We start from the raw sequence: 23263 nt of genomic DNA on the forward strand, positions 1-23263 counted from the left end.
CCATGAGCCAAACCCTAGCTATAACTAGCTTTTTAGTGGTTTTTGGATTTTTGGGTGCCACTTCAGCCCAAGCTCAGAATAACAGCCAGGCGCTGAGCCCATCAGAACTAAACCGCATCAATAACCAACCAATCGCGCCAACGGTGAGTGCCACTGGTGCCATGAATACTCCAGAGCAACGCAAACCCAATTTTCAGTACAAGGATAAAAACGGAACTACCATTACTGAATATAAAGACGTGAATTCACCAACTCAAGTTGACGTAAAAACACCTTACACCAGCTATGAAATGGCGCCGCCTACATCAGTAATGCCAGGGCCACCAAAAGAAACCGATCTGATTAGCGTTCCAAGCATCAGCATCCCCCTCAGATAAAAATCGTTTAAATCATTTAGTTAATTTAGTTTATGGCCGTATTTACTCCGATCGAACTTGAGGATATTGCTCAATGGATTGATCAAGACTTTAATATTGGTCATGCTAGTGAAATACGCGGTATACATGGCGGTATTGAGAACTCGAATTTTTTCTTGGACACTGCCAAGGATGGCAAGAAGCAGGAATATGTTTTAACCATCTTTGAAAGGCTGACTGCACAGCAGCTTCCTTTTTATTTAGAGCTGATGCGCCACCTTGCAAACAAAGGCGTCCCAGTTCCTAAGCCAATTGAAAATAAACAGGGTGACATTCTTTTCACCCTTAAGGGCAAGCCGGCAGCCATTGTTACCAAGCTTCCTGGTCTTTCTAGATTACAACCTGAATCCAATCACTGCGCACTGGTTGGCGAGATGCTAGCAAAGATGCATTTGGCTGGAAAAGATTTCTCAAAGTACCAAGAGAATCTTCGTAGCCTTGATTGGTGGCAAAAAACGATTCCTTCAGTATTGCCGCATTTAAATACTTCGCAAAAAGAACTCATTACCCATGAGCTCAAAACTCAAGAAGAATTCTTTTCATCAAGCACGTATGATGTTTTGCCACAAGGCGCGAGCCATTGCGATTTGTTTCGTGACAATGTCTTATTTGACCCAAAGGGGCCGGATGCATCTCAAGACCAATTGGGCGGCTTCTTTGACTTTTATTTTGCAGGTACCGATAAATGGTTGTTCGATATTGCCGTAACCGCTAACGATTGGTGTCTTGCCGACAACAAACAAGATCTTGATCCAGCACGCTTGGATGCATTTATGAAGGCCTACCAATCAGTTCGCCCACTCACCAAAGAAGAACAGGCAAGCTGGACTTTAATGTTGCGTGCAGCGGCTTTGCGCTTCTGGGTCTCTAGATTGTGGGATTTCTATTTACCACGTGACGCACAAATGCTGACGCCACATGATCCCACGCACTTTGAACGCATCCTCTTAAGTCGTCGATCCCTATGAAACTCAATTACGTAGCTCCAAAAGAAGGCTATACCTGGATTAGACAGGGTATTTGGCTATTCAAACAGAATCCTTTGGGGTTCTTAATGCTGGTCTTTATGTATGTATTTGCAGCGCAACTGGCAGTCATCATCCCAGTCATCGGTGTTTTTGCAGTATTACTCTTGACGCCTACCTTATCGGTAGGATTTATGACGGCTTGTCGCCAAGCAATTCAAAAAGAGCGCATTAAACCTTCAGTCTACATAGCAGCATTAAAGTCTAGCCCGATTGTGCGCAAAAGAATTTTGCAATTAGGTTTGGTATATGCCGCAATGATTGTGTTGCTAAGCTTTATCTTAAGTCTCTTGGTTGACTTTGAATTACTCCTCCCCTTAATGACGAGTGACAAACCCATCACCCCGGAGGCTATTCGCCAGATCTATCTAGTACTTTTCTTTGGTGCGATGTTGTATGTGCCGGTGGCGATGTTGATGTGGTTTTCGCCAGTGCTAGTTGCGTGGGAAGATATGTCAGTGCCTCAAGCCCTATTCTCAAGCGCCCTAGCGTGCTGGTCCAACAAAGCCGCATTCTTTTTGTACCTGTCGATTTGGAGCGCAATTCTGATTGCCATCCCCTTAACTATTGGCATGATCTTTGATGTCATTAATTTGGGGCAAGTAGCCTCGTACATCATTGCTCCCATCTCTATGGCTGGTCTCACTGTGATGCACTGCTCTTTTTATGCGACCTGGAAAGCTTGCTTCACAGATAACGAAGTGGTGATGCCTGTTTAACTAAATTCTTCAGTCAATAGCAGCAAGCTTCGCAATACTCAACTGTAGCCATTTAATGCCGTGACGCTTGAAATTCACTTGCGCTCTTGCATCTGCATCAACACCCTCTAGACCAGTCACGCGCCCCTCACCAAACTTGGTATGGAAAACATTTTGCCCGATAGTGAATGGATAATTTCCACGTGGAGGTGAAGCCAGTCTTTTCACTTCCATAGAAGCAGAGCCTACTCGCTTAGCAGGCCTTTGACGCTCAGAACCTGAATCAAAAAAATCATTTGATTCGTATTCACGTTGACGGGTATAGCCGTCTTGCCAGGTAGATCCAGATCTTGAATTGCCGCCACCCCAACGTGCATCTCTTGCTTTGGGCGTAAGCCACTTCAATGAATCAGAGGGAAGCTCTTCAAGGAAACGAGAAGGCATGTTGTAGCGCACCTGACCATGCAACATACGTGATTGGGTATGCGATAAATAGAGTCGCTCTTTGGCGCGAGTAATCGCCACATACATTAGGCGACGCTCTTCCTCCAGCCCATTCTGTTCGTTCACACTGTTCTCATGGGGAAATAAACCCTCCTCAAGACCGGTAATAAAGACAGAGGTGAACTCTAAGCCCTTAGCTGAGTGGACGGTCATCAGCTGCACGGCATCTTGGCCAGCCTGAGCCTGGTTATCGCCAGCCTCCAAGGAAGCGTGCGACAGGAATGCAGCTAGTGGAGAAACTTCTACAACGCCAGGGGCATTCTCACCTGGCAACATAGCTGCAGCAGCATCTTGGCCATAACCTTCTTCGGCAATGAATGCAGTTGCTGCGTTAATCAATTCTTGTAAGTTCTCTACGCGATCTTGCCCTTCACGCTCAGAAAGATAGTGCTGGATCAGGCCGCTATTCTGAATCACAAATTCAACCGTTTCCGGCAACGTGTTATGACGAGTGGCCTCACGCATGTGATCCACTAAGCGAACAAACCCACTCAAAGCTGCACCAGCTTTACCTTCTAATGTGGAGGCCGCCAGATACAAAGAACATTGCTGCGCTCTGGCAGCATCTTGCAATGCTTCAATTGAGCGCGCACCAATTCCGCGAGTCGGGAAATTCACCACTCGAGAGAAAGAAGTGTCGTCATTCGGATTCTCAAGCAAGCGTAAATACGCTAGCGCATGTTTAATTTCGGCACGCTCGAAGAAGCGTAAACCTCCATACACACGATACGGAATGCCCGCAGAAAATAAAGCATGCTCAATGATGCGTGACTGTGCATTGCTGCGATAAAGCAAAGCTACTTCAGTACGTTTAATGCCGCTATTTACTAAAGCCTTGATCTCATCTACCAACCAAGCAGCCTCAGCATGATCGCTAGGGGCCTCATAAATTCGGACCGGCTCGCCATGACCAGCATCGGTGCGTAGGTTTTTACCAAGACGTTCTGAATTATTAGCAATCAGATGATTTGCAGTATCCAGAATATGGCCATGGGAACGATAGTTCTGCTCTAGCTTCACCATGAGCGGGTGATATTGCTTTTCGTAGAGGCGCATGTTTTCTACATCAGCGCCACGGAACGCATAAATACTTTGGTCATCATCACCAACAGCAAAAACGGAACTACTGCCCATGCCACTCACATTGATGCGACTTGCATCATGGCCTGACAATAATTTGAGCCATGCATATTGCAAGGCATTCGTATCCTGAAACTCATCAATCAAAATATGACGGAAGCGCTCTTGGTAATGTGTGCGAATTGCTTCGCTGTGTTTGAGCAATTCATAACTACGCAATAAGAGCTCAGCAAAATCTACTACGCCTTCACGTTGGCATTGCTCATCGTAAGCAGCATAGAGTTGCGCCATCTTGGCCTGAAAGTCATCGCCGAGGGATAAATCTTTTGCACGCTGACCGCGCTCTTTGGCGTGTGCAATAAAGTATTGCAGCTGCTTGGCGGGATATTTCTCATCATCGACTTTTAAGCCCTTTAAAAGACGCTTAATCGCAGAGAGTTGATCCTGGGTATCCAAAATCTGGAAAGTTGATGGCAAACCCGCTTCTTTGTGGTGAGCCCTCAATAATCGGTTACATAAGCCGTGAAAGGTGCCAATCCACATGCCACGGGTGTTAATCGGCAGCATGGCACTTAAGCGCAACATCATCTCTTTGGCGGCCTTATTGGTAAAGGTCACCGCTAGGACGCCAATAGGGGATACCTGGCCGGTCTGAATCAACCACGCTATACGGGTGGTGAGGACGCGGGTCTTGCCACTCCCTGCCCCAGCCAAAATCAAGGCTGATTGGGCTTGGCCATTTTCATTTACGGGCGGGAGGGTCACTGCCTCGCGCTGTTCTGGATTGAGGTTCGCGAGCAAGTCTGAGTACATCAGCCCAATTATAATTTGCCTCTTATGCCAAATGCCTCAAATACCCCTAATTCACCAGCGGCCAGCTCTGCAGACGAGCTCGCCAAATCCTATGAACCTGCCCCGATAGAGGCCTACTGGGGTCCAGAGTGGGAGCGTCGTGGAATTGCCGATGCCACCATGGATGAGGGTAAGGGTGATTTTTCGATTCAACTACCCCCGCCAAACGTTACCGGCACCCTGCACATGGGTCACGCTTTTAACCAAACCATCATGGATGGCTTGGTACGCCACGCACGCATGTCTGGCAAAAATACTTTATGGGTACCAGGCACTGATCATGCAGGTATTGCCACTCAAATTGTTGTTGAACGCCAACTTGATGCGCAAAAAGTATCTCGTCATGATTTAGGTCGTGAGAAGTTTTTAGAAAAAGTGTGGGAGTGGAAGGAAACTTCTGGCAACACGATTACTAGACAAATTCGTCGCTTAGGCGCATCGATTGATTGGGGCAAAGAATATTTCACAATGGACAGCAAGATGTCCAAAGCGGTGGTGGAAGTATTTGTACGCTTACACGAACAAGGTTTGATCTATCGCGGCAAACGTTTAGTGAACTGGGATCCCGTTTTAGGAACCGCAGTTTCCGACTTAGAAGTAGTGAGCGAAGAAGAAGATGGCTCGATGTGGCACATTCGCTATCCATTGACTGACGGCTCTGGTCACCTCACAGTCGCGACTACCCGTCCTGAAACCTTGCTGGGCGACGTTGCCGTGATGGTGAACCCTGAAGACGAACGTTATAAACACCTCATTGGCAAGTCCGTTAACTTACCTTTGTGTGATCGTGAAATTCCGATCATTGCAGATGACTACGTTGATTTGAACTTTGGTACTGGCGTTGTTAAGGTGACTCCTGCGCATGACTTCAATGACTATGCAGTAGGCCAACGTCATCAATTGCCGATGATCAACATCCTCACTTTGGATGCGAAGATTAATGAGAATGCTCCTGCTGCCTATCAAGGCATGGAACGTTTTGCAGCACGCAAACAAGTAGTTGCTGATTTGGAGTCTGCTGGCTTATTAGAAAAAGTTCAGCCGCATAAATTGATGGTGCCACGTGGTGACCGCACCCAAACCATCATTGAGCCAATGTTGACTGACCAGTGGTTTGTGGCAATGTCCAAACCAAGTCCGGACAACAAATACCAACCCGGTTCATCCATTGCTGGAGCAGCCTTAGATGCTGTCACTAAAGGTGACATCAAACTTGTTCCAGAAAATTGGATCAACACCTATACCCAGTGGTTAGAAAATATTCAGGACTGGTGCATCTCCCGCCAACTCTGGTGGGGTCATCAAATACCCGCTTGGTATGGCGATGATGGGCAAATTTTTGTAGGACGCTCAGAAGAAGAGGCGAAGGCCAAAGCAGCGGCAGCGGGCTACACCGGCAAACTCAATCGCGATCCTGATGTTCTGGATACCTGGTTTAGCTCGGCTCTGGTGCCATTTAGCTCCTTAGGCTGGCCAGATGAAACGCCCGCTTTAAATCACTTCTTACCTTCGTCTGTACTAGTTACCGGCTTTGACATCATCTTCTTCTGGGTAGCGCGCATGGTCATGATGACCTGCCACTTCACTGGAAAAGTGCCATTCCATACTGTCTATGTTCATGGACTAGTACGCGATGCCGAAGGTCAGAAAATGAGCAAGTCCAAAGGCAACACTTTGGACCCAATTGATTTGATTGACGGCATTCAGATTGAAGAGCTCGTAGGCAAGAGAACTACCGGTCTCATGAATCCAAAGCAAGCCGAGAGCATTTCTAAGAAAACCAAAAAAGAGTTTCCAGATGGCATCCCAGCATTTGGTACGGATGCCTTGCGCTTTACCTTTGCCTCTTTAGCATCACTTGGTCGCAACATTAATTTTGATCAAAAGCGTTGCGAAGGCTATCGCAATTTCTGCAACAAGCTTTGGAACGCTACTCGCTTTGTGTTGATGAACTGCTCAGGCAGCGATGAAGACAATGGTCTAGCACCATGCGACAACCAATGTGGTCCTGACGGCTATTTAGACTTTTCGCCTGCTGACAAATGGATCGTCTCTCAGCTCCAAAGAACTGAAGCTGATGTAGCCAAAGGTTTTGAGAACTATCGCTTTGACAACATTGCGAGCAGCATCTACCAATTTGTTTGGGATGAGTACTGTGATTGGTATTTGGAGCTTGCTAAGGTACAACTTCAAACAGGCACTCCTGCACAGCAACGCGCTACCCGTCGCACCCTGTTGCGCGTTCTAGAAACAATCTTGCGCATGGCGCATCCATTGATTCCATTCATTACCGAAACGCTTTGGCAAACAGTTGGTCCGAAGTCCGGCAAAGAATTGGCCAAGCAAACCAAACAAACGATTGCACTCCAACCTTATCCTGTTGCTCAGCCTGAGAAGATCGACGAGCAAAGCGAAGCTTGGGTAGCTCAGGTGAAAGCGATTGTGGATGCTTGCAGAAATCTACGTGGTGAAATGCAAGTTCCCCCAGGTCAAAAAGTACCACTTTGGATTTATGGTCCAGAGGAATTCCTGGCAAAAGCCACACCTTATTTGATGGCACTTGCCAAACTCACCGAGGTTAAGATTTACAGCGATGAATCTGCCCTGGAAAAAGATGCGCCTGGAGCACCAATTGCCTTGGTGGGCGATATCAAACTCCTACTCAAGATTGAGGTGGATGTTGCTGCTGAACGTATTCGTCTTGGTAAAGAGATCGAGCGCTTAGCGAATGAAATCAACAAAGCTAAGGGCAAGCTAACCAATGAAAGCTTTGTGGCTCGCGCCCCAGCCGAAGTGGTTGCCCAAGAAAAACAACGTCTTGCTGGTTTTGAGCAAAACCATGAGAAGCTTGTTGCACAATTAGAGCGTCTGAAGTAAATAGCAGCCAAATAAAGCGATTGGAACCCATATGCCGTTAAGCACTAAAGCCGTCACCAAAGCAGTCTTTCCTGTTGCGGGCTTGGGTACACGCTTTTTGCCCGCAACGAAAGCTAGCCCAAAGGAAATGTTGAATGTGGTGGATAAGCCGCTCATTCAATACGCCGTTGAAGAGGCAATCGCCGCCGGTATTACTGAAATGATTTTTGTTACTGGTCGCAGCAAACGCGCTATTGAAGATCACTTTGACAAAGCATATGAGCTCGAGGCTGAATTAGAGGCTAAAAACAAACAGGCTCTTCTCGATATCGTTCGCAACGTTAAGCCTAGCCATGTAGATTGTGTATATGTGCGCCAACCAGAAGCGCTTGGCCTAGGTCACGCAGTTTTATGTGCGGAGAAGTTAGTGCGCGATGAGCCATTTGCCATCATCTTGGCCGACGACTTGTTGGATGGCCAGCCTCCAGTTCTCAAGCAAATGCTAAAAGTTTTTGAAGAGCAAAATGGCTCTGTAGTTGCGGTTGAAAAGATTGATCCTGCCAAGAGCAGCTCTTATGGAATTGTTTCTGGCGCCGAAGTTGCCAAAGGTATTTATCGCCTTAACGGCATTGTAGAAAAGCCACAACCAAAGGATGCGCCGTCTAATTTAGCGGTGGTAGGGCGTTATGTTCTCTCATCCGATATCTTTACCCATATTCGCAATCTCAAGCCTGGTGCAGGTGGCGAGATTCAGCTGACTGATGCCATTGCCTCTTTACTCAAGGAAGAGCCGGTATTTGCTTATGAGTACGATGGCGTGCGTTATGACTGTGGCAGTAAGTTGGGCTACCTCAAGGCTTCAGTAGAGTTTGCTCTGCGCCACCCTGAAGTCTCTGCTGACTTTGCTGCTTACCTCAAGAGCCGCTCATTGACTTAATTTGCTTTTGGCCGAAATAAAAAAGGCAGAGAGATCTCTGCCTTTTTTATTGTCATTGAGGTCCACTACCTGCGCTTCATAAAAAACACCAGCACATCACCTTCGGTGGTACTGGCTAGCAACTCGTTACCAGTTTGCTTGGCAAATGCCGGAAAGTCATGAGCCGCGCCAGCATCGGTCGCCTTAATCTTTAAGACCTCGCCAGACTGCATAGTTGCCAAAGCTTTTTTGGTGCGCAAGATTGGTAATGGGCAGTTCATACCAATGGCATCAACCTCAGCATTAAAAGCAATATTCACCGCATCACTCATTTACTTGCCACCCAGTCTTTGACGCCTGCCAAAGCAGCACCTAACTTACTTGGATCTGTGCCCCCAGCCATTGCCATCTCAGGTTTGCCGCCACCTTTTCCGCCCACTTGCTGGGCCACAAAGTTCACAAGGTCGCCTGCTTTCACTTTGCCAATCGAATCAGCTGTTACACCGGCAATCAAGCTAACTTTATCGCCCTGAACTGATGCCAACACAATAGCTGCAGTTTTGAGCTTAGCTTTAAGGGCATCCATCGTTTCACGGAGCACACCTGCATCAGCGCCATCCAAACGAGCAGCCAATACCTTGATGCCATTGACATCAATTGCTTGACCAGCCAGTTCATCACCTTGGCTTGCAGCCAATTTGGAATTCACTTTTTCTAAGTCACGCTCTGCTTGACGCAGACTTTCTTGAAGTTGCGCAACACGATTCACCAAATCACCAGGGTGAGTTTTCAGAATTGCTGCAGCTTCATTAATCTTATCTTCCAAGCCTTGTAAGAATTGCAATGCGTTATTACCGGTCACGGCTTCAACACGGCGAATGCCAGCAGCAACGCCGCCTTCAGAAACAATCTTTAAGCTGCCAATGTCACCAGTGCGGGATACGTGCGTGCCACCACAGAGCTCTTTAGAGCTACCAATCTCGAGCACACGTACTTCATCACCATACTTCTCACCAAAGAGCATCATGGCACCAGTCTTTTGCGCATCATCTAAAGACATCACCTTGCCTGAAGTCGCTGTATTTTCCAAAATCTCTTGGTTAACAATATCTTCGATGCGACGAATCTGTTCTGCGGTAATCGGTGCATTGTGCGTAAAGTCAAAACGGGTCTTAGTAGCGTCTACCAAAGAACCTTTTTGCTGTACATGATCGCCCAGCACTTCACGCAATGCTTTATGCAGAATATGCGTTGCACTATGGTTACGCATTGTGTCGGCTCTTTGCTGGGTATCAACCAATGCATTAATTGAGTCGCCCACCTTGAGTTCGCCCTCAAGCACTTCTCCTTGATGGCCAAATACATCCGCCTGAATCTTGAAGGTATCTTCGACTGCAAAACGGATACTCTCATTGCGTAGCTCACCCTTATCGCCAACCTGGCCGCCAGATTCAGCATAAAAAGGAGTGTTATCCAAAACAATCACGGCTGCATCACCCGCTTTGACGGATGGCACTGCTGAACCATCTACGTAAAGGGCGGTTACTTTAGCGCCCTCATGCTTTAAGGTGTCATAGCCATGAAACTGGGTAGGCGCGCCCTTGTAGTCCAAGCCTTGAGCAACCTTGAACTTACCAGCCGCCCTAGCTTGATCGCGTTGCTTTTGCATCGCTACTTCAAAGCCCTCGCCATCCACCGTCACGCCACGCTCACGACAAACGTCTGCCGTTAAATCCAATGGGAATCCAAAAGTGTCATGCAAACGGAAGGCAGTCTCACCATCAACCACTTTTGCGCCACCAGCTAAAGCGCCATCCAGAATTTCCATGCCGTTAGCAATAGTTTGGAAGAAGCGCTCTTCTTCTTGCTTAATAACTTCACTCACTTTATCTTGCGCAGCACGCAACTCTGGATAGGCATCACCCATCTCTTTAACAAGCGCAGGAACTAATTGATAAAAGAATGGTTTGCGTGCGCCCAACTTATATCCATGACGAATAGCCCGACGTGCAATACGACGCAAGACATACCCACGACCTGCATTACCGGGAATCACACCGTCCACCACGATGAAACTACATGCACGAATATGGTCAGCAATCACTTTGAGTGAAGGGCTATCTGCATCGCAATTTTCACCGCCAGCAGCATCTACCGCTTCCTTCGAAGCCTTGAGGAGATTGACGAAGAGGTCAATTTCATAATTGGAGTGAACGTGCTGCAACACTGCAGCAATTCGCTCAAGACCCATACCGGTATCAACGCTCGGCTTGGGCAGTGGATGCATCACACCAGCTTCATCTCGGTTGAACTGCATGAAAACGTTATTCCAAATTTCGATATAACGATCGCCATCTTCATCCGGGCTTCCAGGAGGACCACCAGCAATGTGGTCACCGTGATCGTAAAAAATCTCAGTGCATGGTCCACATGGACCTGTGTCGCCCATCATCCAAAAGTTGTCTGATGCGTAGCGTGCGCCCTTGTTATCGCCAATGCGAATAATGCGATCAACTGGAATGCCAATCTGTTTATTCCAAATCTCAAAAGCCTCATCATCTTCGGCGTACACCGTTACCAAGAGCTTTTCTTTAGGTAATTTAAATGTCTGGGTCAATAAGTCCCAGGCAAATTGGATGGCTTCCTTCTTGAAATAGTCCCCAAACGAGAAATTTCCCAACATTTCAAAAAAGGTGTGATGGCGAGCGGTATAACCCACGTTATCCAAGTCATTGTGTTTACCACCTGCCCTGATGCACTTTTGGGCAGTCGTAGCACGGTTGTAAGGGCGCTTATCGAACCCTAAAAACACGTCCTTGAACTGGTTCATACCCGCATTGGTAAATAGTAGGGTTGGGTCATCCCCCGGAACTACCGGGCTGGACGGGACGATTTGGTGGCCTTTTTGGGCGAAGAAATCCAGGTAAGCCTGGCGAATTTGGGAGACTTTCATGCCGATAATTATCGCATTGGCACTAGCCTAGGGCAAACGCTAGGCTAGAAGCGCTAAACCTGCCTTACAATCCCACAACATCAATAAAAATCGGCAGTTAAGTCGACAATAAGGAGAGCAACTTGAAAATTCGCAATCAACGGGATTTTGGGGCCGGGATCATGTATATGGTCATTGGCCTCTTCTTCGCCATCATGGCCACAAATTACCCAATGGGAACTGCCGCCAAAATGGGTCCTGGCTATTTCCCGTTCTACTTGGGCATCTTAATGTTCCTATTAGGCCTTTTAGTAGCGGTTAAGGCCTTTGGTGCCAAAGCAGCGATTGAATCTATCCCTAAATTTAATTGGCGCATCATGGCGCAAATTACTGGTGCAGTAGTGCTTTATGGTCTATTGCTTCCACGTATGGGATTCTTGGTTGCCATCGTGGTATTGGTTTTTGTTGCTGCTAGCGCCAGCAGAGAATTTACTTGGAAGGGCACTGCTATTAATGCAGCCTTCTTAGTGACATTTACTTATTCAGTGTTTGTGTTGGGCCTGAAACTTCAGTTCCCACTCCTGCCTGTATTCCTACAACAATAACGAACCGGGACTCTGAAAAATGGATTTATTTGCTAACTTAGCTCTCGGTTTTGATACCGCGTTCACATTACAAAATCTTCTGTACTGCCTTATCGGCTGTATCTTAGGGACATTGATTGGTGTTCTGCCAGGTCTTGGCCCTATCGCAACGATTGCGATGTTGTTGCCAGCAACCTATGCCCTGCCTCCAATCGCTGCTTTGATTATGTTGGCTGGTATTTATTACGGCTCACAATATGGTGGATCTACTACAGCGATTTTGCTCAACATTCCGGGGGAGACGTCGTCGGTGGTAACCGCGATTGATGGCTACCAAATGGCCCGCAATGGTCGAGCTGGTGTTGCCCTCTTCACTGCAGGTACCGCCTCTTTCTTCGCAGGTTGCGTAGCAACTTTGGTATTGGCAGCTTTTGCAGCGCCGCTTTCTCAACTCGCATTTAAGTTTGGTCCCGCCGAGTACTTCTCGCTGATGGTCTTAGGCTTGATCGGTGCCGTTGTTTTGGCATCCGGCTCCTTGATCAAAGCGATTGGCATGATCATCTTGGGTCTCTTGATGGGCTTGATTGGTACCGACGTGAACTCCGGTGTGTCACGCTACGCATTTGATATTCCTGAGCTCAGCGATGGTATCGGCTTCGTTGCGGTTGCCATGGGTGTATTCGGCTTTGCAGAAATCATGGGTAACCTTGAAAAGACCGGTGACGATGAGGGCTTCCTCAATAAGCTCACCAGCATGGTACCTAGCAAGAATGATGTGAAGCGTATGGTTCCATCAATTTTGCGTGGCACAACCATCGGCTCTGTTTTGGGAATTCTGCCAGGCGGTGGCGCTGCATTGGCCGCATTTGGCGCCTACTCTGTTGAAAAGAAAACATCCAAGTACAGCAGTGAGTTCGGCAAAGGTGCGATTGAAGGTGTTGCTGGTCCTGAGGCAGCAAATAACGCTGCTGCTCAAACCTCATTCATTCCATTGCTCACATTGGGTATCCCACCAAATGCCGTGATGGCTTTGATGGTTGGCGCGATGACTATTCATAACATCCAACCAGGTCCACAGGTAATGACCAGCAACCCAGCTTTGTTCTGGGGTCTGATTGCTTCCATGTGGATTGGTAACGTGATGTTGATTCTCTTGAACTTGCCTTTGATTGGTATCTGGGTAAAGCTCTTGAAGATTCCTTATCGCTTCCTCTACCCAGCAATTTTGGTGTTCTGCTGTATCGGCGTGTACACCGTAAATAACACTGTGTTTGATGTTTATGTAACCGCAGGCTTTGGCTTGATTGGTTACCTATTCTTCAAACTGGGTTGCGAACCACCTCCATTGTTGTTGGGCTTCGTGCTCGGACCAATGATGGAAGAAAACTTCCGTCGCGCCCTATTGTTATCTCGTGGTGACTTCTCCACTTTTGTAACCCGCCCACTTTCCTTAGGCTTGCTGATTGCAGCAGCCCTTTTGGTAGTGATCGTGGCTCTGCCAGCAGTGAAGAAGACTCGCGAAGAGGCGTTTGTGGAAGATTAATTCCCGCCACCTCTCCAGAAACAAGCCCGCAGCAGTTTGCGGGCTTTTTCTTTATGGGCCAAGGGTTTTCTCTACAATGTGGCTATGTCCCAAGATAGCAAACCCTCCAAAGCAAATGCCGGCGCTGTAGCCGAACCGTCTAACTTCTTACGTCAGATCATTGATCATGACTTGGCAAGCGGCGCTTTTTCACAGCGTACTAATTTAGCTGGCGAGGCTATCCCATCAATCATCACCCGCTTTCCGCCTGAGCCGAATGGCTACTTGCATATTGGTCACGCCAAAAGTATTTGCTTGAACTTTGGCTTGGCTGCTGATTACAACAATCAAGCAGGTGGTGCTCGCTGCAATATGCGTCTGGACGATACCAATCCAGTCAAAGAAGATGTTGAGTACGCCGATAGTATTTTGGATGCAGTGAAGTGGTTAGGCTTTGATTGGGGAACCCATCTTTATCATGCAAGCGATTACTTTGATCGCCTCTATGAGTTTGCTGAGATATTGATTCAAAATGGCAAAGCGTATGTAGATAGCCAGAGTGCTGATGACATCCATACCAATCGCGGCAACTTTGGGCAAGTAGGAAAAAACAGTCCTTATCGCGATCGCAGCCCAGAAGAAAATCTGCAGCTATTCCGCGAGATGCGTGATGGCAAATTCAAAGATGGTGAGCATGTACTGCGCTTGAAGATTGATATGGCACATCCGAACATCGTGATGCGTGATCCTGTGGTTTATCGCATCCGCCATACCGATCACCATCGTACCGGCAGCAAGTGGTGTATTTATCCCCTATATGACTTTACCCACTGCATCTCCGATGCCTTAGAGAATGTCTCCCATTCCATATGCACACTGGAGTTTGAGAACAACCGCCCGCTCTACGACTGGATTGTGAATTCTCTAAAAGAATTGGGCGTATTTAAAGATCCAGTACCGCATCAGTATGAATTCGCTCGCCTCAATCTGACTTATACGATCACCAGCAAACGCAAGTTATTGCAACTGGTTGAAGAAAAGCATGTTGAAGGCTGGGATGATCCACGCATGCCAACTATTGTGGGTATCCGCCGTCGCGGCTACACCCCAGAAAGCATTCGTTTGTTCTGTGAACGCATTGGCGTTTCAAAGGCAGACAGCTGGATTGATATGAGCACTCTTGATCAGGCGCTACGCGATGATCTTGAAGTCAGGGCACCACGCGCTACCGCAGTACTGAAACCACTCAAGCTCGTAGTAGAAAACTTTGATGCTTCAGCAAAAGAGGCTTGCTCAGCACCACGTCACCCCAATCATCCAGAATGGGGTAATCGTGAGTTTAATTTCACCCGCGAACTATGGATTGAAGCAGATGACTTTATGCAAGAGCCAATCAAAGGGTTCTTCAGACTGTATCCGCCAATTGGCGATCAACCCGGTAGTCGCGTTCGCTTACGCCATGGCTTTGTAGTCGAGTGCACCGGCTTTGAAACAGATGCACAAGGCAATGTCACGCAAGTTAATGTGACTCACTTCCCTGATAGCAAGAGCGGGACCCCAGGCTCCAATAACTACAAGGTCAAGGGCAATATTCATTGGATTAGCGCCGCTGAGGCCATTCCCACTGAAGTGCGTCTTTATGACCACCTTTTTAGCGACCCTCATCCAGACAGCGGTGATAAGAATTTCCTAGATGCAATTAACTCCAACTCCAAGCAAACGATTGCCGCTTATTTAGAGCCCTGCATGAAAGATGCTAAGCCTGAAGACCGCTTTCAGTTTGAGCGCCACGGTTACTTTGTTGCTGACCAAAAAGATTGTCAGCCTGGCAAGCCAGTATTTAACCGTACTGTTGGCCTTAAGGATTCTTGGAAATAGTTTTTAGAAAATGCCCTACGCTTGGATAGCGTAGCGGTGTTTTAAGTTCATGTAAGCGCGCATTAGTCACTCTACGAGATTCGCGCATAAATGACCACAGCATCGGGCTGACAATTTTCTGCAACTCTTTGCCAGGCAATCTAGCCGGTCTTTGTAGCCCAAAGGCATCAGCCACTTCATCAAAGTAATCACCCATCTTCGTTTCACCACCATCGCAGGCATTAATGATGCGCTGAGGTTTGCCGTGATACACCGCCGCACATACCAACCTTGCTAAATCATCACTTTGGATATGGTTAGAGTAGGCGTCCTCTTCAGCTACTAGTGCTGGTGTTTTGGACTCTAGACGCTCTATTGGCAAACGGTCAGCGGCGTAAATTCCTGGGACACGCAAAATGGTTACGGCCACGCCATTAGCAGGACCCCATAAGCGTAGTACTCGCTCGGCATCCACCCTTCTTTTGGCGCGTTCACTTTGGGGGTTTACTGGGGTAATTTCACTCACTTTGGCGCCCCGATGATCCCCATAGACACCTGTAGTGCTGATGTAGATTAGACGTCTGACGGCATTAGAGCCTTGGGCTAAAATTCGAACTAGGTTGCGGGTTCGGCAATCGCGATTTCCACTATTTTGAGGTGGTGCCAAATGAATCACGGTTTGCGCTAAACCGGCCAGGCGCCATAAAGACTCTGGTTGATCCAGGTTACCCAAAATGGGAATCGCGCCAACCTCCCTCAACTCCTGAAAGCGATTCTGCTGAGAAGTAAGTGCAAAAACACGATGACTTCGCGAGAGCTGCTTGGCCACCCGAAGACCAATATCTCCGCAGCCAATAATCAGGATTGAAGGTTTACCAAAAGATTGCATAAGTGACATCGTAACGATTTATTGAAAGGAATGAGAGTGTCTTATCAAGTCACGCTCAAAACGAGCGGCAAACAATTTACCGTCAATCCAGATGAGAATGTCCTGGAGGCCGCGCTACGTCAAGGAATCAATCTTCCTTATGGCTGCAAAAATGGTGCCTGTGGCTCCTGCAAAGGCAAGGTCTTAGAAGGTCAAGTTACCCACGGGCAGCATAGTGAAAGCGCCCTTTCTAAAGCGGATGAAATTGCTGGCGGTATTTTATTTTGCCGCTCCCACCCTCAATCAGACCTCCTCATTGAAGCGCGTGAAGTCCAAGGTGCTGGTGATATCGCTATTCGCAAAGTCCCTTGCCGCGTCAATAGTATTAACAAACCAAGCAGTGATGTTGTCATTCTGAAGCTGCAGTTGCCCGCGGCTGAACGCTTTCAGTTTTTAGCCGGACAGTATTTAGAGTTTCTTCTGAAGGACGGCCAACGTCGTGCCTACTCGATTGCTAATGCCCCAGAGCAAGAAGGTCCTCTCGAATTACATATTCGCCATTTGCCTGGCGGCTTATTTACCGACTTCGTATTTGGTGCTGTTACACCAGCGCTGAAAGAAAAAGATATCTTGCGCTTTGAAGGCCCGCTAGGCAGCTTCTTCTTAAGAGAAGATTCTAAAAAACCGATTATCTTTGTGGCCGCTGGCACAGGCTTTGCTCCCATCAAATCGATCATCGAACAAATGCAGGCCAAAAAGATTCAACGACCAATCCATCTTTACTGGGGCGGTCGTCGCCCTAGCGATTTGTACTTGAATGACCTGTGCCAATCCTGGGAAAAAGAAATTTCTGACTTTAAGTACATCCCGGTGATCTCAGATGCACTGGCAGAAGATGGCTGGCAGGGACGCACTGGCTTTGTGCACCAAGCTGTAATGGCAGACCATCCTGACATGCAAGACTTTCAAGTCTATGCCTGTGGCGCCCCAGTCATGGTTAATGCAGCCAGAAATGACTTCTCAGGCAAATGCCAGCTACCCGAGGAAGAATTCTTTGCCGATTCCTTTACCAGCGCTGCGGATTTAGCAACAGCCCAGTAACCGCGAAATCAAATCAGCGAGATAATAGAAGCCTTATTTGCCCTTATTAACTTATCAACCCATACCAGCATGAATAAGCCACTCCAGACTATTGACACCCATTCAGTCATGTTTATTACTCCGCGTCCAGAAGTGGTGATGGTTGAAGGCAAGGGCTCATGGCTAACAGATAACAATGGCAAGCGCTATTTAGACTTCCTACAAGGATGGGCCGTGAATTGCTTAGGTCACGGCAACCCAGGGATGATTGAGGCACTCAATGCGCAAGCAAAGAAGCTGATTAATCCAAGCCCTGCGTTCTACAACGAACCGATGATTGGCTTGTCTAATCTGCTTACAGAAAACAGCTGCTTTAACAAAGTGTTCTTCGCAAACAGCGGCGCTGAAGCTAATGAAGGCGCTATTAAATTGGCGCGCAAATGGGGTCAGCTCAATCAATCTGGCGCCTTTGAAATCATCACCTTTGATCACAGTTTTCACGGTCGTACATTAGCAACGATGAGCGCCTCCGGAAAACCAAACTGGGACACCATGTTTGCCCCGCAAGTCGCTGGTTTTCCTAAGGCAGATCTAAACGATTTAGAGTCCGTAAAAAAACTGGTGACCGATAAAACGGTTGCGGTGATGCTCGAGCCAGTTCAAGGCGAAGGCGGCGTGATTCCAGCAACTCCTGAATTTATGCGTGAACTACGCAAGTTCACAAAAGAAAACAATATTCTTTTGATTGCTGATGAAGTACAAGCAGGCTGTGGCCGCACTGGCGCTCTCTTTGCGTACCAAAACTATGGCATTGAGCCAGACATCATGACCTTGGGTAAAGGCATCGGTGGTGGCGTTCCATTGGCGGCCTTATTAGCTACCGATGCAGTAGCTTGCTTTGTGCCTGGCGATCAAGGCGGCACATACAACGGCAATCCTTTGATGACTGCAGTAGGTATTAGTGTTATTGAGCAACTCTTGGCGCCAGGATTTTTAGATAGCGTTAAAGCAAAAGGCGAGCTACTCAAATCAGAATTGCTCAAGCTTTGCGCTGAATTTAATCTTGAGGGTGAACGCGGTGAAGGCTTGCTGCGCGCTTTAATGCTCGGAAAAGACATTGGCCCAAAACTGGTTGAGCTGGCGCGTGATCGCAGCCCTGAAGGTTTGTTGATTAATTCACCAAGACCAAACCTGCTGCGCTTTATGCCCGCTTTGAATGTCTCTGATGATGAAATTCGTCAGATGTGTAATATGCTGCGTGAGTTACTCAAGGAAGTAGCGTAAGACTTGCCGCCGCTAACTGCCTACTTATTCTCCGAGGTAGGCAGCTCTCACTCTTGAGTCTTCCAGCAAATCTTTGCCAGAGCCACTGAGAGTAATTAAGCCACTCTCCATCACATAAGCGCGATCTGCCATCTGCAAAGCTAGTCGTGCATTCTGCTCTACGAGCAAAATAGTCATCCCACTCGAGGACAGACTACGAACAACATCAAAAATGGTCTCAACCATGATCGGAGATAAGCCCATTGAGGGCTCATCTAACAGCAATAACTTAGGCTCAGCCATCATCGCCCTGCCCATTGCCACCATCTGCTGTTCACCACCAGACAGCGTGCCTGCCAGCTGAGATAAGCGCTCTTTAAGTCTTGGGAAATACGAATACACTTCTTCAAGCTTACGCTCGATATCTTTGGGATTGGTTTTTAAGTAAGCGCCCATCTGGAGATTCTCCAAAATCGTCATACGCTTAAATACACCGCGCCCTTCGGGCACCATACCCAGCCCTAGGCGTACCAATTCATATGCAGGCAACTTCCTAGTTTCCTGATTCACAAAATGAATCTCGCCAGCTGAAGGTGCCAGCAAACCGGCTATGGCTTTCATACTAGAACTCTTGCCAGCGCCATTTGCCCCAATCAAGGCAACAAGCTCACCTTGATTGACATGTAAATCTATCCCTTTGACAGCGTTAATGCCACCATAGGAGACCTTGAGATCTTTTACATTAAGCAAGGCACTCATCATGCAGCCCCTTGTCCGAGATAGGCTCTGATGACCTCTGGATGCGTACGCACATCTGCAGGCTTCCCAGAGGCAATCACCTTGCCGTAATCAAGCACAGTTAGGCTGTCGCAAATCCCCATCACCAAGCTCACGTCATGCTCAATTAATAAAATCGTTTTACCGTCAGCACGAATACGCAGCAATAACTCGCGAAGCTCCAGCTTCTCGGTGGCATTCATACCAGCAGCTGGCTCATCAAGAGCCAAGAGCTTAGGCTCAGTCGCCAATGCTCTTGCAATCTCTAGGCGGCGCTGATGTCCGTATGAAAGATTGCGCGCCTGCATATTGGCAAACTCACCAAGACCAACATAAGCTAAGAGCTGTTGGGCCTTTTCTTTGATGGCACGCTCTTCGCGCTTAGCAGATGGAAAGCGAAAGATTGCGCCTAGCAATCCAGCCTTAGTGCGGCAATGACAACCTACCATCACATTTTCCAACACAGACATTTCACCAAAAAGACGAATGTTTTGAAATGTTCTAGCAAGGCCAGATTTAGTTACTTCAGATACAGACTCTGGAAAATAAGATTGACCGTCAAATAAAAAGATTCCGGTGTCAGCTGGGTACAAACCAGTGATGACGTTAAAGAAGGTGGTCTTACCAGCGCCATTGGGACCAATCAATCCAACGATTGCACCATGCGCCACTTGCAGGCCAACAGAGTCTAGGGCCTGAACACCGCCAAAGCGTTTTGAAACGTCAGTGACATCTAGAAGCAAGTGATCTGATCTTGTCATTACCTTGCCCCACTCTTTTGCCAAATACCGCCTGGACGATAGAGCATGATCAAAATTAAAGCCAAACCATAAATTAATTGGCGGATGATCTCGACATCAACGATGACATGGCCAAATAAAAACTGCTGGACTGGCTGTGCAATGCCGCGCAATACTTCCGGAAATACCGCCAAAAGTACAGCGCCCAAAATCACTCCTGGAATGTGTCCTATGCCCCCTAGAACTACCATAGCCAAGACAACGATGGACTCCCAGAGGGTGAATGACTCTGGAGAAACAAAGCCCTGGAAAGCGGAGAACAGCACTCCTGCGACTCCAGCAAAAGAGGCGCCAATTGCAAAGGCCAGTAATTTCATATTACGGGTATTGATACCCATCGCTTTAGCAGCAATCTCGTCCTCACGAATTGCGATCCAAGCACGTCCAATGCGCGAGTCTTGCAAATGCAAGCAAACGATGGCCACTGCGATTGCCAGCAAAAGGAATAAATAAAAAACCAAATACAAACCAGGAATTTGCACGAACCCCAGATCCAAAGGCTTGGTAAAGGGGATGCCAAATAGCTGGATAGGATCAATTCCGGAGATTCCTTTGGGGCCATTAGTGAGATTGAGGGGGCGATCCAGGTTATTCATAAAGATACGAATAATTTCACCGAAACCCAAAGTCACAATTGCTAGGTAATCTCCGCGCAATTGCAAGGTAGGTAGACCCAAGATCAATCCAAAGAGAGCCGCCAAAATAATCGAAAACACTGCAACCATCCAGGGCGAAAAGTGCATGCCCTCCGGAAAGGTCGCCGCAATGCTTTCAAACTGAGTCGGCAAATGGGGAGAAGCCAATAATGCAAAGCTATAAGCGCCTAACGCATAAAAAGCGATGTAACCCAAATCCAAAAGGCCCGCAAAGCCAACAACCACGTTTAAGCCTAAAGCAAGCACGATATAGAGCAAAGCAAAATCGAGCACTCGTACCCAATAGTTACCACCACCAGCCCCCACCACCCAAGGTAGCAGCACTAAAGCAATGGCTCCAAGCCACAGGTAGGCAGAGCGACTCAAACGATTGGTAAAAAGGCTTTTAAGCACGATCAGAAACCTTCTCACCCAACAAACCAGTCGGTCGCAATACCAAGACTAAGATTAATACCAAGAAGGCAAAGATATCTTGATAGTTGGATCCAAAGACTCCACCAGTGAGCTCACCGATATATCCAGCACCTAGAGATTCAATCAAGCCCAATAGCAGGCCGCCCAACATCGCGCCCTGCAAATTACCGATGCCACCCAGAACGGCAGCAGTAAATGCTTTCAGACCCGGAATGAAACCCATATAAAAATGAACGTTGCCATAGTTACTAGCAATCATGACGCCCGCAAGACCTGCTAATGCGCCGCCCAACATAAAGGTAATGGAGATGACACGATTGGGATTAACACCCATCAATGCAGCAATTTGAGTTTGCTCAGCGGTAGCGCGCATTGCTCTGCCAAGCTTTGTTTTCTCAACCAAAAACAATAAGCCAGCCATCACTACCAAGGCTACTATGATGATCACAATTTCTTTGCCGGTAATCGTCGCACCACTACCCCATAAATCAATTGGAGTTGACGGCAGTAATTGTGGGTAGGTCATCGGATTACGTGACCAAATCATCATCGCAATAGTTTGCAGCAAAATGGACATACCAATAGCGGATATCAGTGGCGCCAAACGAGGCGCATTACGAAGGGGGCGATAAGCAATCCGCTCAATCCAGTAACTCAATCCCGCACAGACTGCCATCGTAACCGGCAAGACTATCAGGAGGGTGAGCCAACCAGGTAAGTCACTTGTTAAGCTCAAGATCAAGCGCAGCAATGAAAGTGAAACCATTGCGCCAATCATCAAGACTTCGCCGTGTGCAAAATTGATGATCCCCAGCACGCCATACACCATGGTGTAGCCCAGCGCGATCAAGGCATAGATGCTACCTAGCACTAAGCCGTTAATGATCTGCTGAAGAAGAATGTCCATGAAGTTTTAGGATTTATTTAGTCTTGATAAAAAAATAGCACCGCAGTAGCGGCGCCATTTTTTATTGAGGTGTCATTACATCTTAATGACATCAAGCACTGTTTTCTTTTTATCTTTGAAGTCGTACAAGGTGATTACACCTTCTTTCATATCGCCTTTGTTATCAAAAGCAATATTACCCACTAAACCTTGCATTTTCGTATCTGGCATGGCAGCCAAAATCTTTGCAGGATCAGTTGAGTTTGAACGCTTCATAGAGTCCACTAAAACATAGACGGCATCATAGGTGAAAGGTGCATAAATTTGAACATCAGAGTTAAAGCGCTCTTTATAGCGTTTCTGGAAGTCAGCACCTTGTGCCATCTTGGATAAAGCCATACCAGCTTCAGAGCAAGTTACGTTCACTACAGCCTCACCAGCCAATTCAGCAAGCTTCTCAGTACACATACCGTCACCACCAACTACTTTCGCTTTAATACCAAGTTCAGCTGCCTGCTTAGTTAATGGGCCACCGGTGGCGTCCATGCCGCCGTACATGATGACGTCTGGTTTGCTACCTTTAATCTTCGTCAAGATAGCCTTGAAATCAGTAGCTTTGTTATTGCTCGCTTCACGAGTAACCACTTTTACTCCAGCAGCTTTAACCGTTTTCTCAAACTCATCAGCCAGGCCTTTGCCGTACTGAGTAGAGTCATCGATGATGGCTACCGTTTTTGCCTTCAAGGTATTAGCAACATAGTTAGCTAAGGCTGGACCTTGTTGTGCGTCAGTTGCCACCAAACGATAAGTCGTTTTAAAACCTTGCTTGGTGTAATCAGGATTGGTAGCGGATGGTGATACTTGTGTAATACCTGCATCACTATAAATACGTGAGGCTGGAATACTTGTTCCAGAATTTAAGTGCCCCACTACGCCAACTACTTTGGCATCTACTAACTTTTGAGCTACTTGCGTGGCTGTCTTTGGATCTTCTGCGTCATCCTCTGGTACCAAAGTCAGCACCACCTTTTTTCCATCAATAGTTAAGCCTGCTTTATTGATCTCTTCGAGCGCTAAGCGTGCGCCATTCTCATTGTCTTTACCCAAGTGGGCAATGGGGCCTGTGAGTGGAGCAACGTGGCCAATTTTTACTTCAACAGCATCCGATGGAATTGCAGCTGATTTATCTCCACCCTTGCCACAGGCTGCCAGCAGTAAAGCTGAAGCCGCTAAAGCAAGAGCGCTTTTTGTAATGTGTGATTTGTTCATGTACAGCT

General features: G+C 47.5%; 19 protein-coding genes. 10 read left to right on the plus strand and 9 right to left on the minus strand.

Annotated elements, in window-relative coordinates; translation table 11 throughout:
- Nucleotides 1-2: 2 nt before the first annotated feature.
- From ICN10_RS02795 to ICN10_RS02805, 3 genes are read left to right on the plus strand one after another with little or no spacing between them, the layout of a single operon-like run.
- On the plus strand, nt 3-377 hold the full coding sequence (locus ICN10_RS02795) for a hypothetical protein (protein WP_255536789.1): 375 nt from the start codon (nt 3-5) through the stop codon (nt 375-377).
- A gap of 32 nt (nt 378-409) precedes the next feature.
- Nucleotides 410-1384, plus strand: a complete 975-nt coding sequence (locus tag ICN10_RS02800) for a homoserine kinase (protein ID WP_216212342.1) — start codon at nt 410-412, stop codon at nt 1382-1384.
- A complete protein-coding gene (locus ICN10_RS02805) occupies nt 1381-2160 on the plus strand; it encodes a BPSS1780 family membrane protein (RefSeq protein WP_216212344.1) in 780 nt (259 codons plus the stop codon). The genes ICN10_RS02800 and ICN10_RS02805 overlap by 4 nt, the downstream gene beginning before the upstream one ends.
- Before the next feature lie 9 nt (nt 2161-2169).
- Here the strand turns inward: ICN10_RS02805 and ICN10_RS02810 are convergent, their stop codons facing one another.
- On the minus strand, nt 2170-4536 hold the full coding sequence (locus ICN10_RS02810; protein WP_216212347.1) for a UvrD-helicase domain-containing protein: 2367 nt from the start codon (nt 4534-4536) through the stop codon (nt 2170-2172).
- Nucleotides 4537-4560: 24 nt separating this feature from the next.
- Between ICN10_RS02810 and ICN10_RS02815 the strand changes: the two genes are divergently transcribed.
- Both ICN10_RS02815 and galU read left to right on the plus strand, forming a co-directional pair.
- Entirely contained in the window at nt 4561-7452 is a 2892-nt protein-coding gene (locus ICN10_RS02815) for a valine--tRNA ligase (RefSeq protein WP_216212350.1), read from the plus strand.
- 31 nt (nt 7453-7483) lie between these two features.
- A complete protein-coding gene (galU, locus tag ICN10_RS02820) occupies nt 7484-8368 on the plus strand; it encodes a UTP--glucose-1-phosphate uridylyltransferase GalU (protein WP_216212353.1) in 885 nt (294 codons plus the stop codon).
- A gap of 65 nt (nt 8369-8433) precedes the next feature.
- On the opposite strand, the gene ICN10_RS02825 is transcribed toward galU, so the two are convergent.
- Complete coding sequence (locus tag ICN10_RS02825) at nt 8434-8679, minus strand: sulfurtransferase TusA family protein (RefSeq protein WP_216861045.1); 246 nt, start codon at nt 8677-8679, stop codon at nt 8434-8436.
- A complete protein-coding gene (gene alaS, locus ICN10_RS02830; RefSeq protein WP_216212356.1) occupies nt 8676-11300 on the minus strand; it encodes an alanine--tRNA ligase in 2625 nt (874 codons plus the stop codon). The genes ICN10_RS02825 and alaS overlap by 4 nt, the downstream gene beginning before the upstream one ends.
- 122 nt (nt 11301-11422) lie before the next feature.
- Between alaS and ICN10_RS02835 the strand changes: the two genes are divergently transcribed.
- From ICN10_RS02835 to ICN10_RS02845, 3 genes are all read left to right on the plus strand, one after another.
- Nucleotides 11423-11884 carry a tripartite tricarboxylate transporter TctB family protein gene (locus ICN10_RS02835; protein ID WP_216212359.1) on the plus strand — a complete coding sequence of 154 codons (462 nt, stop codon included), beginning with the start codon at nt 11423-11425 and terminating at the stop codon, nt 11882-11884.
- A gap of 19 nt (nt 11885-11903) precedes the next feature.
- Entirely contained in the window at nt 11904-13406 is a 1503-nt protein-coding gene (locus ICN10_RS02840) for a tripartite tricarboxylate transporter permease (protein ID WP_216212362.1), read from the plus strand.
- An 84-nt stretch (nt 13407-13490) separates the two neighbouring features.
- Nucleotides 13491-15263 (plus strand): glutamine--tRNA ligase/YqeY domain fusion protein, encoded by a 1773-nt coding sequence (locus ICN10_RS02845; RefSeq protein ID WP_216212366.1) that lies wholly within the window; start codon nt 13491-13493, stop codon nt 15261-15263.
- Here the strand turns inward: ICN10_RS02845 and ICN10_RS02850 are convergent.
- On the minus strand, nt 15244-16140 hold the full coding sequence (locus ICN10_RS02850) for an SDR family oxidoreductase (RefSeq protein ID WP_255536790.1): 897 nt from the start codon (nt 16138-16140) through the stop codon (nt 15244-15246). The genes ICN10_RS02845 and ICN10_RS02850 overlap by 20 nt on opposite strands.
- A gap of 27 nt (nt 16141-16167) precedes the next feature.
- On the opposite strand from ICN10_RS02850, the gene ICN10_RS02855 reads away from it, so the two are divergent.
- On the plus strand, nt 16168-17211 hold the full coding sequence (locus ICN10_RS02855; RefSeq protein WP_216212369.1) for a 2Fe-2S iron-sulfur cluster-binding protein: 1044 nt from the start codon (nt 16168-16170) through the stop codon (nt 17209-17211).
- Nucleotides 17212-17280: 69 nt separating this feature from the next.
- Nucleotides 17281-18474: an acetylornithine transaminase gene (locus ICN10_RS02860; protein ID WP_216212371.1), complete on the plus strand. Its 1194-nt coding sequence runs from the start codon at nt 17281-17283 to the stop codon at nt 18472-18474.
- A gap of 24 nt (nt 18475-18498) precedes the next feature.
- Here the strand turns inward: ICN10_RS02860 and ICN10_RS02865 are convergent, their stop codons facing one another.
- From ICN10_RS02865 to ICN10_RS02885, 5 genes are all read right to left on the minus strand, one after another.
- The gene (locus ICN10_RS02865) at nt 18499-19215 is read right to left on the minus strand and encodes an ABC transporter ATP-binding protein (RefSeq protein WP_216212375.1); all 717 of its coding nucleotides are present in this window, start codon (nt 19213-19215) and stop codon (nt 18499-18501) included.
- Nucleotides 19212-19991, minus strand: a complete 780-nt coding sequence (locus tag ICN10_RS02870; RefSeq protein WP_216212378.1) for an ABC transporter ATP-binding protein — start codon at nt 19989-19991, stop codon at nt 19212-19214. Before ICN10_RS02870 ends, ICN10_RS02865 begins: the two co-directional genes overlap by 4 nt.
- Entirely contained in the window at nt 19991-21079 is a 1089-nt protein-coding gene (locus ICN10_RS02875; protein ID WP_216212380.1) for an ABC transporter ATP-binding protein, read from the minus strand. Before ICN10_RS02875 ends, ICN10_RS02870 begins: the two co-directional genes overlap by 1 nt.
- Nucleotides 21072-22007: a branched-chain amino acid ABC transporter permease gene (locus ICN10_RS02880; protein ID WP_068320808.1), complete on the minus strand. Its 936-nt coding sequence runs from the start codon at nt 22005-22007 to the stop codon at nt 21072-21074. Before ICN10_RS02880 ends, ICN10_RS02875 begins: the two co-directional genes overlap by 8 nt.
- A gap of 75 nt (nt 22008-22082) precedes the next feature.
- The gene (locus ICN10_RS02885; RefSeq protein ID WP_216212382.1) at nt 22083-23255 is read right to left on the minus strand and encodes a branched-chain amino acid ABC transporter substrate-binding protein; all 1173 of its coding nucleotides are present in this window, start codon (nt 23253-23255) and stop codon (nt 22083-22085) included.
- Between the last annotated feature and the right edge of the window lie 8 nt (nt 23256-23263).

Source organism: Polynucleobacter sp. 86C-FISCH, from assembly GCF_018882415.1.
In the GTDB taxonomy this organism is placed as follows: domain Bacteria; phylum Pseudomonadota; class Gammaproteobacteria; order Burkholderiales; family Burkholderiaceae; genus Polynucleobacter.